Origin of the sequence: Leifsonia aquatica (genome assembly GCF_014190775.1) — a bacterium.
GTDB lineage: Bacteria > Actinomycetota > Actinomycetes > Actinomycetales > Microbacteriaceae > Leifsonia > Leifsonia aquatica.
This window is the reverse complement of record NZ_JACHVP010000001.1, coordinates 1,876,299-1,892,962: the sequence shown is the minus strand read 5'-3', so window position 1 is coordinate 1,892,962 and position 16,664 is coordinate 1,876,299. Positions and strand designations below refer to the sequence as shown.

Here is a 16,664-nt window from a genome sequence, read left to right as displayed (position 1 = left end):
AGACCCCGTCGCACCCCTGTAGGTTTGAAGCATGGTCGAGCGCGAACGCGGGTGGAGCGGGGATGCCGTGCACGTGCGGGCACCCGGCAAGATCAACGTCTTCATGCGGGTCGGCGCGGTCATGGACGACGGCTACCACGACGTCGCGACCGCCTACCAGGCGGTGTCGCTGTACGAGGATGTCCGTGCGTACCCCGCCGACGACTTCTCGGTCAGCTTCGGCGGACCGATCGACACCAGCGGCCTCCGCACGGACGGCTCCAACCTCGCCATCAAGGCGGCCAAGCTGCTCGCGAAGCGCACCGGGTACACCGGCGGCGTCCGGCTGCGCATCGACAAGCGCGTCCCGATCGCCGGCGGGATGGGCGGCGGTTCCGCCGATGCCGCCGCGACCCTCGTGGCCTGCGACGCGCTCTGGGGGACCGACGTCGGCCGTGACGAGCTGCTCGCGCTGGCCGCGCGCCTCGGCGCCGACGTGCCGTTCGCGCTCGTCGGCGGCACCGCGATCGGCACCGGGCGCGGGGACCGGCTCAGCCCGGCCCTGGCGACGGGCACTTTCCACTGGGTGCTCGCGCTACCCGAGACCGAGCTGAGCACGCCGCAGGTGTACAGCGAGCTCGACCGGCACCGGGAACGGCACGCGCGCGACATCGCGCCCGCCCAGCTCACCCCGAGCGTCGACGCCCAGGTGCTGCAGGCCCTGCGCGCCGGGGACCCGGTCATGCTCGCCGAGGCGCTCGCCAACGACCTGCAGGCCCCGGCCATCCACCTCGCTCCGCCGATCGCCGACGTGCTGGAGCTGGGCGAGCTGAACGGCGCCCTCGCCGGGATGGTGTCGGGCTCCGGCCCGACGGTCGCCTTCCTCGCGGCCGACCTGGACTCGGCGCTCGACCTGCAGATCGCGCTGAGCGCCTCCCGGATCACGGCCGTTCGGGCCACCGGGCCGGTCCACGGCGCGCGCATCATGGGGGACTGACGGGCCGTAGCGCCCGAGGATGCCCGGACGGGCGCATGTCGGGTTGAGACGATTCGTCGGACGGAAACGTTTCCATGCACCCGGGGCCGGGCATCCCGGGTCCCCTCAACCTAACGACGTGACGACCCTCGAACCAGGGGTACGGGCGGAAACCGTCAAGAGTTGACGGGTCACCCGCGGACGGCGCTGCTGCTGCTCGTACGGGCGGGGCGGCGGCGGGCGATGCCGAGGCTGCGCAGGTCGCGACGCGAACGCAGGCCCAGCTTCGACAGGATGTTGCGGACGTGGAAGTTGACGGTCGTCACCGAGACGTACAGCCGCTCGGCGATCTCCTTGTTGGTCATGCCGGCGGCGAGGGCGTGGGCGACCTGCCGCTCGCGCGTCGTCAAAGCCGCGAGGGGGTCGGCGGCCTCGGTCGCCGGCGCCGCGACCTGGAGCGCGTCGAGGAGGTGCGCGCAGCGGGCGAGGTAGCCGGACGCGCCCAGACGGCGGAACGTGGCCGCGGCATCGCTCAGCAGGCGGGTCGCGCGGTCGTCGTCGGCGCGGGAGTCGACGAGCAGCCGGGCAGCGTCGAGGGAGGCGACGGCGCGCGGGAAGGGGAACGGGGCGGCGGCGGGATCGTCGATGCTGTCGAGGTATGCGGCGACCGCGTCCTCGGTGCCGCCCTCGGCCTCCAGCACCCGGCCCTCGAGCCAGCGCAGGGAGCCGTAGTACGGCCGCCACAGCCCGGGCTCCGTGCACCGCTCGTAGGCGGCACGGGCGTCCGGGGCGCGGCCGAGGGTGGCGAGCGCGTCGACCCGGTAGGTGAGCCAGCCGAGGGTGGAGGCGCGGGTGGCCGCCTTCTCGGCGTCGGCGGTCGCCGCGAGCTGGTCCTCCGGGCGCCCGGTCGCGCGGGCGAGCTCGGCGCGGGCGATGAACGGCAGGTCGCCGTCGTACGAGCCGGTGATGCGCGGGTCGGCCTGCGCCGCCGCACGCAGGCGCTCCTCCACGGCCTCGGTCTCGCCGCGGCCGGCGCGGACCAGCGCGGACGCCCAGAGCGCGATCGGCCAGCAGGAGAGGTCCGTCTCGTCGAGGGCGAGGGCGACCGCGGTATCGGCCAGGGTGACCGACTCCTCCCATTCGCCGACGAGGAAGAGGATGTGGGCGAAGATCGTGCGGGCGAAGCCGGCCGTCCAGCTCGACGGGAACCGGCGGACGAGGTCGTTCGCGGCGCTGAGGTCGATCCGGGCGCGCTCGATGTCGCCGCCCAGCACGGACACCCGCGAGCGTGAAACCAGGGCGTCCACCGCCGCCGGCGATTCATGGCGGGAGAGGAGGTCGTCGAGCTCCAGCGTCAGGGGTCCGTAGAGGTCGGGCCGGCGGGCGTGGGCGGCGGAGTTGAGCGCCCAGCCCAGGAGGCGCACGAGATGCTCCTCGGGATGCGCCATCCAGCGCAGCGCCGGGTCGGCGACCTCCTCGGGCCGCGGGCAGTCCGCGATCAGCTCGCGGGCGCGGTCCAGGTGGTCGAGCACGGAGGCGAAGTCGCCCATCGCCATGAAGACCTTCGGCAGCGCTTCGGCCACGTGGGTGCGGATGGCACGCTCGTCGGGCGTGGTCGCCGGGGCGGCCTCCAGCGCGAGGCCGAGCGCCAGGGCACCGGGGGCGTCGCGGGAGAGGGTGCGCAGCTCGAGCAGCACGGCGTCGCGCACGGGAGACGGTGCGATGGCCTCGATCGCGTCGCGCAGGTCGAGCACGCGCTCGTGCATGCGGAACCGCATCGCGAGCAGCCCGATCTCCAGCAGCGCGCGGTCGCGCTCCGCCCCGGTCGCCAGGTGCACGGCCGAGCGCGCGTAGCTGAGCGCCTGCTCGGCCCGGCCGAGTTCGGCGGCGTCGAGGGCGGCGGTGAGCAGCTCGTCGACGAGGGTCGGGTCGGTGCGGTCGGCGGCCTCCACGCGGTGGCGGAGTGCGCGGTGCCCGGTCAGCACCTCGGAGGCGATGCGGTGGACCGCGACGCGGCGGTCGAGCGTGAGGTCGGCGGCCAGCGCGTCGGCGAGGATGGCGTGCGCCGGCTCCACCCAGAGGACCCCGTCGCGGGGGGAGGCGAGCACCAGCCCGCGGGAGACGGCGCCGTGCACGTCGGCGGAGACGCCGAGCCGGTCGGCGATCGTCCCGACGACAGGCATCGGGAGCGGGTCGCGGAGCACGGCGACGATCTCGGCGGCGGTGCGCACGGCCGGATCGGCGCCTTCGAGGGCTGAGGAGATGGCGGTGGAGAGCGGCGTGATGGCGGCGACCGGGAGGTCCCAGCCGGCGGGGTGCAGCGCCTGCGCGAACGTGTCGCGCAGCTGGCCGAGCAGCACGCTCAGCAGCAGGGGAGAGCCCTGGGTCGCATCGGTGAGGCGTGTGGCCGTGCGCCGCGAGATCGCGTGGCCGAGGAGGTGCTGCGCAAGGTCCTGGGTGTCCGCGACGGTCAGCGGCGTGAGCTCGACCCGGGCGTGGTTGACCGTCGAGGCGGCCACATCGTCGAACAGAGCGACGACGCTGTTCGGCTGCGGCCGGGTGGCCGCGGCGAACAGGAAGCCCTGGTCGGTCAGCCGGCGGACCACGAAGCGCAGTGCGCGGGCGGAGGGCTCGTCGACCCACTGCGAGTCGTCGACGATCAGGCACACGGGCCCGGACACTCCATCGATCGCGTCGAGCAACAGGCGCCCGACGGTCAGGGGGTCGTCACCGGGCGCGGGAGGCCGGATGCCGGCGCCGCTGATGCTGTTGAGGCCGCGCACCAGGGTCTCCACGGTGGCGTAGGCGAGGTCGGACTCGAACGAGTCGGCGTGCACGCGCAGGACGGTCCAGCCGTCCAGTCGCTCGGCGACGTCGGTGAGCAGGGTCGTCTTGCCGAGACCCGCCTCTCCGGTGACGAGGACGGCGCCGCCGCGGTCCATCGCACGGTGGGCGACGAGCAGCACGGTCTCGCGAGCGCGTTCACGGCCGAAGAGCGGCCTGGCGGCCGCCGGCTGATCGTCGCTGCTCACGTGGCTCCCCGTCTCCGACCGGCTGCCGCGGGCGGGTCGGGGCGGGACAGCTGATCCGTTCGATCCTCCCATATCGTGAGTGCCTCTCAGCATCACCCGTCCAGGGGGCGATCAGCCGCCGAGAGGAGGGAGATCCACGACGATCGCGTCCCCGCCAGGCAGGCGGACGATGGTGTCGGGATGCACTCCCAGCTGTGCGTAGATCCGGTGGACGGCGGCGACCGCTGCGCCGACCGCGCCGGAGTAGGCGCCGAGGCGGGCCGTGACGATCGCCGGCGACACCCGCAGGCTCTGCTCGAGTGCGATCCGGTATCGGTCCAGCGCCGGCGCGAGCGAGGTCGCGATCCCGCCGCCCAGCACGATGGTCTGGGGATCACACGCGACGGTCACTGCCGCGAGCACGATGCTCAGGGCCTGATCGAACTGGGCGCGGAGGCCGAGGAGAGCGGGCGGTGCGTCGGCGGCGAACAGCTCGGCCGGCTCGGCGAGGGCCACCCCGGCTTCCGCCGCGCGCCGCATGATCCCGCTTCCGGTGACCATGTGCTCGAGGCGCGCTCCGAGCGGACCGATCGGGAGCTGACCGAACTCGCCGATGAGCCCGCGCTCGCCTTGGAGGATGCGACCGTCGATCGCGAGGCCGGCTCCGAGGCCGAATCCGATCGTCAGCATGGCGGCGTTCGGAGAGTTCGTCGCCGCGCCGTAGTGCAGCTCGCCGAGGAGGGCGTAGTTGGCATCATTGTCGAATCCCATCGGGCGCGCGAGGGCCTTCTCCACACCGTCGAGGAAGCCCGGCGTCTCGACCTGAGGCAGATTCGGGGCATTGGAGACGGTCCGCTGCCGCCCGACGGCGCCCGGCATGCCGAGGCAGACGGAGGCGACCCGATCCCAGGCGTCCCCGGCGGTCGCCGTCACCTCGCGGGCGAGCCACTCGGTGAGGAGCTCGACGTCCTCGTGGGTCGGCGTCGGCACGGACCGGCGCACGATCGTGCGGCCCAGCAGATCGATGACGAGGATCCGGGTGTTCGTCGCTCCGAAGTCGATGCCCATGGCGAAGTGGCGGTCGGCGACGATGTCGAGTTCGACGGCCCGTCGCCCGCGTGACTCCGAGATGATCTCGCTCGTCTCGGTGACGATGCCCTCCGCGAGGAGCTGCTCGACCGAGCGGGTGACCGTGGCGGGCGAGATGCCGGATCGTTCGGCGATGAGTTTGCGACTGGCCGGGCGGGAGGCGAAGAGCGCCGTGAGCACGGCTTCTCGATTGAGCTGACGGGTGTCCTGCACCATTCACCATCCCCATTCTCGTCAGTGTGAACTCAAATCTAGCCGAATTCGCGCTCGGAGTGATGGTAATTGGCATTTCACGCCACCGAAACACGCCTGACACAAAATTCCTCTTGACTTTGATTGCTTGTTGAAATCAAAATGATTCAACAAGTCAACGGTGACGGGGTGCGCTTACCCGGGGGACATCACCGCGACAGGAGTCCACAAACCGCTCCCGGAAGGTAACCCATGAACACAGCACACCCCCTGCGACGCCGCGGCCTGCGCGCCGCGCTCGTCGGCGCCGTCACCGTGATCCTCGCTCTCTCCGGCTGCTCGGCAGCCGACACCCCGGCCGCCTCCTCCACCCCGGCCGCCAAGCCGAGCCTCGAATTCACCGGCCCGAACGGAGAGAAGCCCGGCCCGCTTTCGGACCTCACTCTGACGGCGGACGAGGAGGCGAAGGTGAAGGCAGGAACCTACACGGCCGCCTTCGTCTGGCACACCTCCTCCGATTTCGTCACCGCGGTCGAGAAGGGCGCGCGGCAGGAGTTCGCGAAGCTCGGCATCAAGGTGGTGGCCAGCACGCAGGCCGGGTTCAACGCTGCGACCCAGGCCAACAACGTCCAGACCGTGCTGGCCCTGCACCCGAGCATCGTCGTCGCCATCGCCGTCGACCCGACGTCGGCCGCGACGGCGTTCAAGCCGGTCGTCGACGCCGGCATCAAGCTCGTCATCATGACCACGCCGCCGGCAGGGTACAAGGCAGGCACGGACTTCGTCTCGATCGTCACCGAGGATCTCGCGAAGGCCGGGCGCGACAACGCCGAGATCCTCGGTGACGCACTCGGCAAGAAGGGCGAGATCGGATACCTCTCGTACAACGCGAACTTCTGGTTCACGAACCAGCGGGACACCTCCTTCAAGAACTGGCTCGCCTACGAGTACCCCGACGTGAAGATCGTCGACGACGAAGGATTCGCCGACGAGACCGCGACCCAGAGCATCGCCGCAGCCATGATCGCCAAGCACCCGAACCTCAAGGGGATCTACGTCTCGTGGGCGACCGCCGCCCAGGGAGTGGTCGCCGCGATCAAGGCCTCCGGGCGCACCGACATCAAGGTGGTCACCAACGATCTGGACACCACCCTCGGTGCGGCGATGGTGTCGGGAGACACCGTCGCGGGCATGGTCGGCAACGGATCGCTCGGCATCGGCAAGGGGCTCGCTCTCGCCGGAGCCTACGGCGTGATCGGCAAGGCCGCCCCCGAACTCGTCGCCTCGGATCCGACCAAGGTCACCAAGGCCGATCTGGACAAGGGCTGGGAAGCCGACTACGGCACCAAGCCGCCGTCGTCCGTCACCGGCGGCTGACCGACCGGCGGGCGGTCGATCTCCCCCGTCGGCCGCCCGTCTTCTTCTCCCACATGCACGCTCCGCACCACAGGAAGAGAACCCGATGACGTACGTCACCACCGTCCTCGGGCCCGTCCCCGCCGACCAGCTCGGCCGGGTCATGCCCCACGAACACCTGCTCTCGCTCGTCCCCGGCCCCTGGCTGACAGGTGGAACGCGGCCCGATGCCGTCGAGCGTGCCGTCGAAGCCCTGGCCGGCCTCCCCGAGCTGGGCTTCCGCACCGTCGTCGACCTCAGCCCCTACAACGTCGTCGGACGCGACGCCGACGGGGACAACGTCTCCCTCCTCGTCGAGATCGCCGAGCGCACCGGGCTCCACATCGTCACGGGAACGGCGCTGTATCTGCAGTCCTACGCTCCGGCCTGGGCACGGGAGGCGGGAGTCGACGAGTTGACGGCGCGACTGGTCGCCGACGCGACGACAGGGATCGGGCGCTCGGGGGTTCGAGCGGGAGTCTTCGGCGAACAGGCGACCGGCCTCGGTGAGATCACCCCGCACGAGGAGAAGTGCTTGCGGGCCGTGGCCCGCGCTCAGCGGGAGACGGGGCTCTCCATCATGACCCACACCACCCATGGGACGGAGGCCATCGAGCAGCTGGACATCCTGCGTGAGGAGGGCGTCGACCTCGATCGCGTCGTCGTCGGTCATGTCGACACGCAGTTGACGGCCGAGCTTCCGCGCCGGGTGATCGACGCGGGTGCACGTATCGCCGTCGACACCATCGGCAAAGAGGACTGGGACTTCTTCCTGGGCCCGGACGGGGATCGGTCCGACGGCGAGTACGGCAAGCGCGCCTTCCACCGCTCGGATGCGGGGCGTGCCGACCTCGTCGCCGGCCTCGTGGAGGACGGCCTGGCGGACCGCGTCCTGCTCGCGCAAGACCTCACCGGAGCCGAAGTCTGGCTGAACCCCGGCACTCACGGCATGCACGGCTACTCCTATCTCGGCGCCGTGTTCCTGCCGCTGCTGCGAGAACGCGGCGTCACGGAGGACGCCATCGATCAGCTGACCGCGGTGAACCCGGCGACTGTGCTGGGAGCGGCATGAGCGCGGGAGGCGCACGCGAGGTCGTGGTCGGCATCGATCTCGGTGGCACGAAGGTCCGGGCCGGGATCGCGGGAGTCGACGGAGCGGTGCTGAACGAGCTCGTCGAGCCGACCCGGCGCGGCCCGGAACTGCTCGGCCAACTCGAGCGGTTGGTGGAGCGGCTCACCGCATCCGTCGGCGGTGCACGCGTCGTCGCGACGGCGATCGGCGGAGCCGGAGTCCCGGATGACGAGGAGGGCACGTTCAGCCTTGCACCGAACCTCGGAGAGCTGGACGACGTGGGTCTGGTCGGAGAGCTGGAGGCCCGGCTCGGCCACCCGGTGGTGATCGAGAACGACGTGAACATCGCCGCCCTCGGCGAGCTGACCGACGGGGTCGGCCGGGGCGAGTCCAGTTTCGCGTTCGTCGCCGTCGGCACCGGTATCGGGGTCGGCCTCGTGCTCGACGGCCGACTCTGGAGCGGTGCGTCGGGCGGAGCGGGCGAGGTCGGGTACCTCCCGATCGGGACCGACCCGCTCGACCCCCGGAACCAGCGTCGCGGGGCGCTCGAGGAGAAACTCGCCGGCGACGTGCTCGCCCGCCGCTACGCGGAGGCCGTGGGCGCGACGGGGGAGATCACGGCCCACGACGTCTTCGAGCGCGCCGGCGCAGGAGACCCCGACGCGCTCGCAGCCCTGGACGAGGAAGCCCGCTGGCTGGCCCATGCGCTCGTCGCCCTCGACGCCGTCGTCGACCCCGGCCTGTTCGTGCTCGGAGGCGGCATCGGCGGCCGGGTCGAGCTGCTCCCTCCGCTTCGCACCTGGCTCGCCCGCCTCGGCCGCCCCGCGCTCCGCGTGCGCGTCAGCGCGCTCGGGTCGGCCGCCCCCATCCTCGGGGCCGTCCGGCTCGCCATCGACACCCTCGTGACCAGCACAGAAAGAGAAGCATCATGACCGTGACCCAGCACGATGGGAGACCGACGGTAGCCGAGCGGCTCCGTCGTACGGACTGGCGGCAGTACGTCGTCTACATCGGATTCGTCGTCGTGTTCGCGTATTTCGCGGTCACCCAAGGCGCGAACTTCCTCAACGCCACGACCCTCGTCAACATCGTCACCCAGGCCACGCCGATCACCGTCATGGCCGTCGGCGCGGTCTTCGTCCTCAGTCTCGGCCAGATCGACCTGTCGATCGGCTCGGTCGTCGCGCTGGCGGCGCTCGCGGCGGCGGTGACCCTGCAGGGCACCCATCAGTGGTGGCTCGCTGCGCTCGCCGGACTCGCCACCGGTGCGGTGGTCGGGCTCGTCAACGGCATCTTCGTCACGCTGGTGCGTCTGCCCTCGTTCCTGGTCACGCTGGCGACGATGGGGCTCGTCGCCGGACTCGCGCAGCAGGCGACGAATCTGCAGTCCGTCCCCGTGACGGAGCCGGTGTTCACCTGGATCTTCGGCGGCGGCACGCTGCTCGGCATCCCGATCCTGGTGTGGTGGAGCGTGGCGGTCGTGGCCATCGGCTGGCACGTCCTCCGCCAGCGGCGGTTCGGCGCGCACGTACTGGCGGTGGGCAACAAAGCGGCCGCGGCGTCGGTCAGCGGCATCCGCACGACACGCATCACGATGATCGTGTTCGTGATCTCGGGTGCGACGGCCGGCCTGGCCGGTCTGCTCTACGCGGGCCGTCTCTCGGGTGCCACCTACACGTTGGGCGGGTCCGACCTGATGAGCGTGCTCGCCGCGGTCATCGTCGGAGGAACGGCCCTCACCGGTGGCAAAGGCTCGATGATCGGCGCCCTCGTCGGCAGTCTGTTCATGAGCATGATCAACTACGGCCTCCTCCTCGGCGGCCTCACGGTGGCGCAGCAGATGATCGTGCGCGGCGTCATCATCCTCATCGCGGTGTCTCTGTCGCTCCGCGCCAAGAAGAGCAGTTAGGACCGCAGGATGTTCCTCGACCTCCTCCGCCGCCGCAACCCGGACCTCCTCCGAGCCGCGGCCCGCTTCCACCGTTCCGGCGAGATCCCGCCGAACACCTACGTCATCGACCTGGATGCCGTCACTCGAAACAGCGCCGTGCTCGCGGCCGAGGCCGCTCGGCTCGGCCTGACCCCCTTCGCGATGACCAAGCAGATCGGGCGCAACCCCGATGCGTCGCGTGCGATCGCCGCGGGCGGCATCGACCACGCCGTCGGGGTCGACCTCGAGTGCGCCGTGGCTGCGGCAGCGGGCGGACTGCGGACGGGTCACCTCGGACATCTGGTCCAGATCCCGCGGCACCGCGCTCGGGAAGCCGATGCCCTGGCACCGCTCTACTGGACGGTCTTCGACGACCGGAAGGCTGCGGAAGCCGGCGCGGCCGCCCTGGCTTCGGGACGCGAGCAGGACGTCCTGGCCCGGATCGCGGCCCCGGGCGACCGGTTCTACCGCGGGCACGAGGGCGGCTTCGATGCGGCCGACATCGTGGCCGTCGCGGATCGGCTCGACGCGGTGCCCGGTATCCGCTTCGCCGGCGTCACCACCTTCCCGGCGACGTTGTTCGACGCCGGTACGGGGACGGCCCGGCCGACCCCGAACCTCGGCACCCTCACGCGGGCCCTCCGAGCACTGGAGGCTGCGGGCCGCACCGGCGTGCAGGTGAACGCGCCCGGCACCACCTCTGCGAGCATCCTCTCGTCACTCGCGGAGGCGGGGGCGACACAAGTGGAGCCGGGGCACGGTCTCACGGGGACGACTCCGCTGCACGCGGTGCAGGATCTCGCCGAAGACCCCGCCATCGCCTACGTCTCCGAGGTCTCCCACCTCTATCAGGGCGATGCCTATGTGTTCGGTGGCGGACTCTACGTCGACCCCGTTCTCGGAGACGGCAGGACCGACGCGCTGCTCGTCGGCGACGGCGTCGACCCGGTGGACGCTCCCGCCCTGCGGGTCGATATGCCCGCGGCCGAGGCGATCGACTATTACGCGACGGTGCCGCTCGAGGGTCGCGCCGTGGTACCCGGCGACACCGTGCTCTTCGGTTTCCGTCCGCAGGTCTTCGTCACCCGTGGACTCACCGCCGGGATCGCCGGCCTCTCGACAGGCACACCCTCCGTCGCCGGCATCTGGTCGGCCGACGGCTCCGCACCGCTCACCATCGGCGACGCTCTCGCCGGCATCGGGAGGAAAGCATGACCGCACCCGCACCGCTCCGTCTGGACGGCATCACCAAGCACTTCGGCGGCATCGTCGCGATCAAGCGCTTCGACCTGGAGGTCGAGGCCGGTCAGATCGTGGCCCTTGTCGGCGACAACGGGGCCGGCAAGTCGACCCTCGTGAAGATCATCTCCGGCCTTTACCAGCCCACGGCGGGCGAGATCCGGCTGAACGGCGAGCGGACCGCGTTCCGCGACCCCTCCGACGCCCGCGCGAAGGGTGTGGAGGTCGTGTATCAGGATCTGGCGCTCGTCGACCTGCAGCCGGTCTACATGAACATGTTCCTCGGCCGTGAGCTGCGGCGCCCGCCGTTCGGCACGCTGGACCGCAAGCGGATGGCCGCGGAGACCCAGACCCTGGTGGATCAGCTGGACGTGCGCATCCCCTCGGCCCGTGCCACGCTCAGCGATCTCTCGGGCGGCCAGCGTCAGGGGATCGCGATCGCCCGCGCGACGCACTGGGCCAGCAGCCTGGTGCTGATGGACGAGCCGACCGCCGCGCTCGGCGTCGCCGAGACCGCCAAGGTCGAGGAGCTCATCCTCAAGCTCAAGGAGCGCGGTGCGGCCGTGCTGATCGTGAGCCACAACATGGAGCAGGTGTTCCGGATCGCGGACCGGGTGACCGTGCTGCGACGAGGGACCCAGGTGGCGACGCACGACGTCGCGGATGTCTCGCACAACGAGCTCGTCGCCATGATCACCGGTCTGCGCTCGTGACCGGGGGAGAGTGGATGCGGGCCGAGATCGCGGAGCAGCCCGCCCGCTGGCGCGTTCTCCTCGCCCGGCGCGACGAGATCGACGCAGCTGCTGCCGTCATCGCTCGCGCCGATCCGGAGCTGATCCTCCTCGCGGCGCGCGGGTCCAGCGACCACGCGGCGATGTACGCGCAATATCTGGTCCACACGGTGCTCGGAGTTCCGGCGGCGCTCACCACGCCGGCCAGCGTGACGGTGCACGGGGCGCGGTTGCGTTACCCACGAACGGTCGCCCTCGCGGTCTCGCAGTCGGGCCGGTCGCCGGACCTCCTGGCGACGGTTCACGCGATCTCCGATGCCGGTGTTCCGGTGGTGTCCTACACCAACGACCGGACGAGCGCTCTCGCGCTCTCGGGCGACGTCTCGGTCGACCTCGCTGCCGGCACGGAGCTCGCCGTCGCAGCGACGAAGACCTACACGGCCGAACTCCTCGCCTTGGCCCTGACGATCCTGCGCGCAGCCGGCCGCGACTGGTCCGAGCTGGACGATGCGATCGACCGGCTCGCGGACGGAGTGGCTGCAGACCTGCGGGAGGACGCGGACATCCTCGCCGCGGCCGACGAGCTCGCCGGGCGCGACCGCGTGCTCGTCGCGGGGCGGGGGCTCTCGATGTCCTCCGCCAAGGAGGCAGCGCTCAAGCTCATGGAGACGAACGCGATCGCGGCATCGGGCTGGAGTGCCGCCGACGCGATCCACGGACCGCTGGGGCAGGTCGTCCCCGGAACGGCGGTCGTGCTGCTCACGGCCGCCGAAGCCGGGCGGGCGTCCGTTCTGGAGTTCGGGGAGCGCGCGGCGGACCTCGGTGCGGTCGTCGTCGAGGTCGGCCCGGGGATCGTCCCGTCCGCTCGCGTGCGTCTGCGTGTGGCGGCCGTCGGGGAGACGTGGGCTCCGCTCGCCGAGATCGTTCCCCTGCAGCGTCTCGCCCTGGCGCTCGCCATCGCCTCGGGCAAAGACCCGGATCAGCCGGAGGGGCTGCGGAAGGTCACGCTCACGACCTGAACGGGACGACTATCCCAGCGCCTCCGTCAGCTCGAACCAGCGGGTCTCGAGCTCCTCGACCTCGCGCTCCTGAGCGCTGATGGCCTCCATCTTCGTGCCGAGTCCGACGTAGTCGGCCTGGTCGTGGTCGGCGAGGGCCGTGCGGGCCTTGTCGATCTGCTGCTGGAGCTTGCCGAGGCGACGTTCGAGGGCGGCGACCTCCTTCTGAGCCGCGCGCAGGTCGGCGCCGCCGAGTGCGGGAGCGGCCGAGCCGGACGTCGGGGCCGCGGTCGCCGCGGATCCGGCGCCGCTGCCGGCGTGCTGCTCCTCCAGCTTGCGCAACCGCAGGTATTCGTCCACTCCGCCGGGCAGGTGACGCAGATGCCCGCCGAGGATCGCGAACTGCTGGTCGGTGACGCGCTCGAGGAAGTACCGGTCGTGCGACACGACGATGAGCGTGCCCGCCCACGAGTCGAGCAGGTCCTCCATCGCCGCGAGCATGTCCGTGTCGAGGTCGTTGGTGGGCTCGTCGAGGATCAGCACGTTGGGCTGGTCGAGCAGGATGAGGAGCAGCTGGAGGCGGCGCTTCTGGCCTCCCGAGAGGTCCTTCACCGGCGTGGAGAGCTGGGCGGACGAGAAGCCGAGGCGTTCGAGCAACTGGGCCGGGGTGAGCGCCTGCGCCTTGGAGCCCGTGCCGATCGTGTACTCCGTGCGGAGGCTGCTGATCACCACACGCACCGGGTCGTCGAGGTGCTGCTCCAGTTCGTCGAGCCGCTGGGTGAGGGTCGCGACCCGCACGGTCTTGCCGCGCTTGACCCGGCCGCTCGACGGCTCCAGCGTCCCGGACACCAGGTCGAGGAGGGTGGACTTGCCGGCGCCGTTGACGCCCAGGATGCCCGTGCGCTCGCCCGGGGCGATGCGCCACTCGATGTCGCGGAGCACCGGCTTCTCGCCGTAGGAGACGGAGACGTCGAGCAGGTCGACGACGTCCTTGCCGAGACGGGCGACCGCGAGCGACTGCAGAGCCACCCGGTCGCGGATCTCGGGCACGTCGGAGATGAGCTCGTTCGCCGCGTCGATGCGGAACTTCGGCTTGGAGGTGCGGGCCGGGGCGCCGCGCCGCAGCCAGGCCAGCTCCTTGCGGGCGAGGTTCTGACGGCGCTGCTCGATCGAGGCGGCCTGCCGGTCGCGCTCGACGCGCTGCAGGATGTAGGCCGCGTAGCCGCCCTCGAAGGCGTCGACGACGCGGTCGTGCACCTCCCACGTGATCGTGCACACCTCGTCCAGGAACCAGCGGTCGTGCGTGACGACCAGCAGCCCGCCGGAGCTGGCCGCCCAGCGCCGCTTCAGGTGCTCGGCCAGCCAGGTGATGGCCTCCACGTCGAGGTGGTTGGTCGGCTCGTCGAGGGCGAGGATGTCGTGGTCGCCGCCGAGCAGCCGCGCGAGGGCGACGCGGCGGCGCTGACCGCCCGAGAGCGTGCCGAGGCGCGCCTCCCAGTCGAGGTCGCCGAGCAGACCGGCGATGACGTCGCGCACGCGGGGATCGCCCGCCCACTCGTGCTCCGGGGCGTCACCGACGACGGCGTGCCCGACGGTGTCGTCGTCGTCGAGGGTGTCCGCCTGGTCGAGCACGCCGATCCGGACCCCGCTGCGCACGGTCACCCGGCCGGAGTCGGGGGAGCGCAGCCCCGCCAGCATCCCGAGCAGGCTCGACTTGCCGTCGCCGTTGCGGGCGACGATGCCGATGCGGTCACCCTCGTTCACGCCCAGCGAGACGGAGTCGAAGACCACACGGGTCGGATATTCGAGATGCAGGGCCTCGGCCCCGAGAAGATGTGCCATGTCCTCTCAAGGGTACCGAGGCCGCGGGGTCACGCGGTCCGCTCGAACAACTCCATCGTGGAGTTGTAGTACGCGTCGCTGAGGCCGAGGCTGCGCATCCCGATCCGTTCGCACACGCGTTGCGACGCGACATTCTCCGGATACGTCACCGCGAGCACGCGGGCGAGCCCGCCGTCGAGGGCCGCGCGGAGCAGTGCGCCCGCCGCCTCGGTCGCGTACCCGCGGCCCCAGCGGGCCGGGTGGAAGTGCCAGCCGATCTCCGTGTCCCCGCTGGGCCGCAGGGGTTCGGCCGGACCGGAGGCGGGCAGCGGCTGGAGCATGACCGTGCCGACGGCCTCCCCGCCGTCCGCGAGCACGACCACCCGGTAGGCCCGGTGCGCGTCCTCCCGCCGCCGCAACCGGCGCACGAGCGTCTCGGCCTCGGCGGGGTCGGACATCACGCGCGGCGCGCGGCCGAGGAAGCGCTGCACCTCCCACTGCGAGTAGAGATCGAACGCGAACGGCGCGTCGTCCGGGCGCCAGCGCCGCAGCAGCAGGCGTTCGGTGTGGAGGTCCGGGATGCGCACCGGATCATCGTAGACGCGCGCAGTAGACTCCCCTCGCATGGGCACCCACACCGTCGTGAACCAGCCTCCGCCGCGCGTCGACCTCGACGAGTACGCCGCGAACGTCCCGCTGCAGGAGGCCGTCGAGCGCTACGACGCCGGCTGGGCGACGGCGGAACTCGGAGAGGTCGGCCGGCACGTCGGCACGGCCGCGTTCCAGGCCGACGCCGAGCGCGCCAACGTGCGCGAGCCGCAGCTGCGCGCCTTCGACCGGTGGGGCAACCGGATCGACGAGGTCGACTACGACGAGAGCTACCAGCGCATCATCCGCTCGGCCGTCGCCGCCGGCGCCCACACCGCTGCATGGGCCGAGCCGCGCCCGGGCGCGAACGTCGCCCGCGCCGCGACGTTCATGCTGTTCGCACAGGTCGAGCCCGGCCACGCCTGTCCGATCTCGATGTCGCACGCCGCCGTCCCCGCCCTCGCCGCGAATCCCGTGCTGGCGGAGGCGTGGGTGCCGCGCCTGCTGAGCCGCGAGTACGACGGACGGCTCGTCGCGGGCAAGACGTCGGCGCTGTTCGGGATGGCCATGACCGAGAAGCAGGGCGGCTCGGACGTGCGCGCCAACACGACGCAGGCGATCGCCGCCGGTGACGGGCGCTGGCTGCTCACCGGTCACAAGTGGTTCTGCTCCGCCCCGATGTCGGACGGGTTCCTGGTGCTCGCCCAGACCGGGGGCGGCCTGAGCTGCTTCGTCGTGCCGCGCGTGCTGGAGGACGGCACGCGCAACGTGTTCCTCATCCAGCGGTTGAAGGACAAGCTGGGGAACCGGTCGAACGCGTCGAGCGAGGTCGAGTTCGACGGGACCGTCGGGTACCTGCTGGGGGAGGAGGGACGCGGGGTGCGCACCATCCTCGAGATGGTCAACCGCACGCGGCTCGACTGCATCCTCGGCAGCGCGGCCGGGATGCGGCAGGCCGTCGCCGAGGCGACGTGGCACGCACGCCACCGCGCGGCCTTCGGCGGCCGCCTCGTCGAACAGTCGGCGATGACGGCCGTGCTCGCCGACCTCGCGCTCGAGTCGGAGGCCGCGACCGCGGTCGCCCTGCGGCTCGCGCGCGCCCACGATGCCGACGCGCCCGAGTCCGACGTCGCCTTCCGCCGCCTGGCAACCGCCGTCACCAAGTACTGGGTCTGCAAACGCGGCCCCGGCCACGCGTACGAGGCGCTCGAATGCCTCGGCGGCAACGGGTACACCGAGGCCTTCCCGCTGGCCCGGCGCTACCGGGAGCAGCCCGTGATGGCGATCTGGGAGGGGTCGGGCAACGTCATCGCCCTCGACGTGCTGCGCGCTCTGGGCCGCGAACCCGCCAGCCGGGAGGCCTTCGACGCCGAGCTGGCTGCGGCCCGCGGCGGCCACGCCCAATTCGACGCCCATCACGACCGGCTCCGTGCCGCACTCGCGACGGCCGACGAGTCGTCGGCGCGCCCGCTCGTCGCCGCGCTCGCCGTCGCCCTGCAGGCCGCGCTGCTCATCCGGCACGCTCCGGCCGCGGTCGCCGACGCCTTCGTGGCCGCGAGGCTCGGCCCGGATCGCGGCTCCCTCTACGGCGAGCTGCCCTCCGGAGTCGACGCCGCCGCGATCGTCGCGCGCGCCTGATCTGC

The 16,664-nt window shown here is 71.7% G+C and carries 13 protein-coding genes; 9 read left to right on the top strand and 4 right to left on the bottom strand.

Annotated features, from left to right (window positions below; genetic code table 11):
* The first annotated feature begins 31 nt into the window (after positions 1-31).
* Positions 32-976 (top strand): 4-(cytidine 5'-diphospho)-2-C-methyl-D-erythritol kinase, encoded by a 945-nt coding sequence (locus tag FHX33_RS09070; RefSeq protein WP_179701711.1) that lies wholly within the window; start codon positions 32-34, stop codon positions 974-976.
* A 170-nt stretch (positions 977-1,146) separates the two neighbouring features.
* Here FHX33_RS09070 and FHX33_RS09065 read toward each other — a convergent pair whose 3' ends face one another.
* Positions 1,147-3,987, bottom strand: a complete 2,841-nt coding sequence (locus FHX33_RS09065; RefSeq protein ID WP_338092011.1) for a helix-turn-helix transcriptional regulator — start codon at positions 3,985-3,987, stop codon at positions 1,147-1,149.
* Positions 3,988-4,098: 111 nt separating this feature from the next.
* Positions 4,099-5,271, bottom strand: a complete 1,173-nt coding sequence (locus FHX33_RS09060; protein WP_021765073.1) for an ROK family transcriptional regulator — start codon at positions 5,269-5,271, stop codon at positions 4,099-4,101.
* A 228-nt stretch (positions 5,272-5,499) separates the two neighbouring features.
* Between FHX33_RS09060 and FHX33_RS09055 the strand changes: the two genes are divergently transcribed.
* The 7 genes from FHX33_RS09055 to FHX33_RS09025 all read left to right on the top strand — a co-directional run bounded on the left by FHX33_RS09055 (position 5,500) and on the right by FHX33_RS09025 (position 12,633).
* Positions 5,500-6,624: a substrate-binding domain-containing protein gene (locus tag FHX33_RS09055; protein ID WP_021765074.1), complete on the top strand. Its 1,125-nt coding sequence runs from the start codon at positions 5,500-5,502 to the stop codon at positions 6,622-6,624.
* Positions 6,625-6,709: 85 nt separating this feature from the next.
* Positions 6,710-7,714: a phosphotriesterase family protein gene (locus FHX33_RS09050; RefSeq protein ID WP_021765075.1), complete on the top strand. Its 1,005-nt coding sequence runs from the start codon at positions 6,710-6,712 to the stop codon at positions 7,712-7,714.
* Positions 7,711-8,646, top strand: coding sequence for an ROK family protein (locus FHX33_RS09045; protein ID WP_183428364.1), 936 nt, complete (start codon positions 7,711-7,713; stop codon positions 8,644-8,646). The genes FHX33_RS09050 and FHX33_RS09045 overlap by 4 nt, the downstream gene beginning before the upstream one ends.
* Entirely contained in the window at positions 8,643-9,623 is a 981-nt protein-coding gene (locus FHX33_RS09040; protein WP_021764309.1) for an ABC transporter permease, read from the top strand. The genes FHX33_RS09045 and FHX33_RS09040 overlap by 4 nt, the downstream gene beginning before the upstream one ends.
* A gap of 9 nt (positions 9,624-9,632) precedes the next feature.
* Positions 9,633-10,859 carry an alanine racemase gene (locus tag FHX33_RS09035; RefSeq protein WP_021764310.1) on the top strand — a complete coding sequence of 409 codons (1,227 nt, stop codon included), beginning with the start codon at positions 9,633-9,635 and terminating at the stop codon, positions 10,857-10,859.
* Positions 10,856-11,596, top strand: a complete 741-nt coding sequence (locus FHX33_RS09030; RefSeq protein ID WP_021764311.1) for an ATP-binding cassette domain-containing protein — start codon at positions 10,856-10,858, stop codon at positions 11,594-11,596. The genes FHX33_RS09035 and FHX33_RS09030 overlap by 4 nt, the downstream gene beginning before the upstream one ends.
* A 14-nt stretch (positions 11,597-11,610) precedes the next feature.
* On the top strand, positions 11,611-12,633 hold the full coding sequence (locus tag FHX33_RS09025) for an SIS domain-containing protein (RefSeq protein ID WP_021764312.1): 1,023 nt from the start codon (positions 11,611-11,613) through the stop codon (positions 12,631-12,633).
* A gap of 9 nt (positions 12,634-12,642) precedes the next feature.
* On the opposite strand, the gene FHX33_RS09020 is transcribed toward FHX33_RS09025, so the two are convergent.
* Both FHX33_RS09020 and FHX33_RS09015 read right to left on the bottom strand, forming a co-directional pair.
* A complete protein-coding gene (locus tag FHX33_RS09020) occupies positions 12,643-14,454 on the bottom strand; it encodes an ABC-F family ATP-binding cassette domain-containing protein (RefSeq protein ID WP_183428363.1) in 1,812 nt (603 codons plus the stop codon).
* Positions 14,455-14,483: 29 nt separating this feature from the next.
* Positions 14,484-15,020, bottom strand: coding sequence for a GNAT family N-acetyltransferase (locus tag FHX33_RS09015; RefSeq protein WP_338092010.1), 537 nt, complete (start codon positions 15,018-15,020; stop codon positions 14,484-14,486).
* A 37-nt stretch (positions 15,021-15,057) separates the two neighbouring features.
* On the opposite strand from FHX33_RS09015, the gene FHX33_RS09010 reads away from it, so the two are divergent.
* Positions 15,058-16,659 (top strand): acyl-CoA dehydrogenase family protein, encoded by a 1,602-nt coding sequence (locus tag FHX33_RS09010; RefSeq protein ID WP_183428362.1) that lies wholly within the window; start codon positions 15,058-15,060, stop codon positions 16,657-16,659.
* Positions 16,660-16,664: the final 5 nt, after the last annotated feature.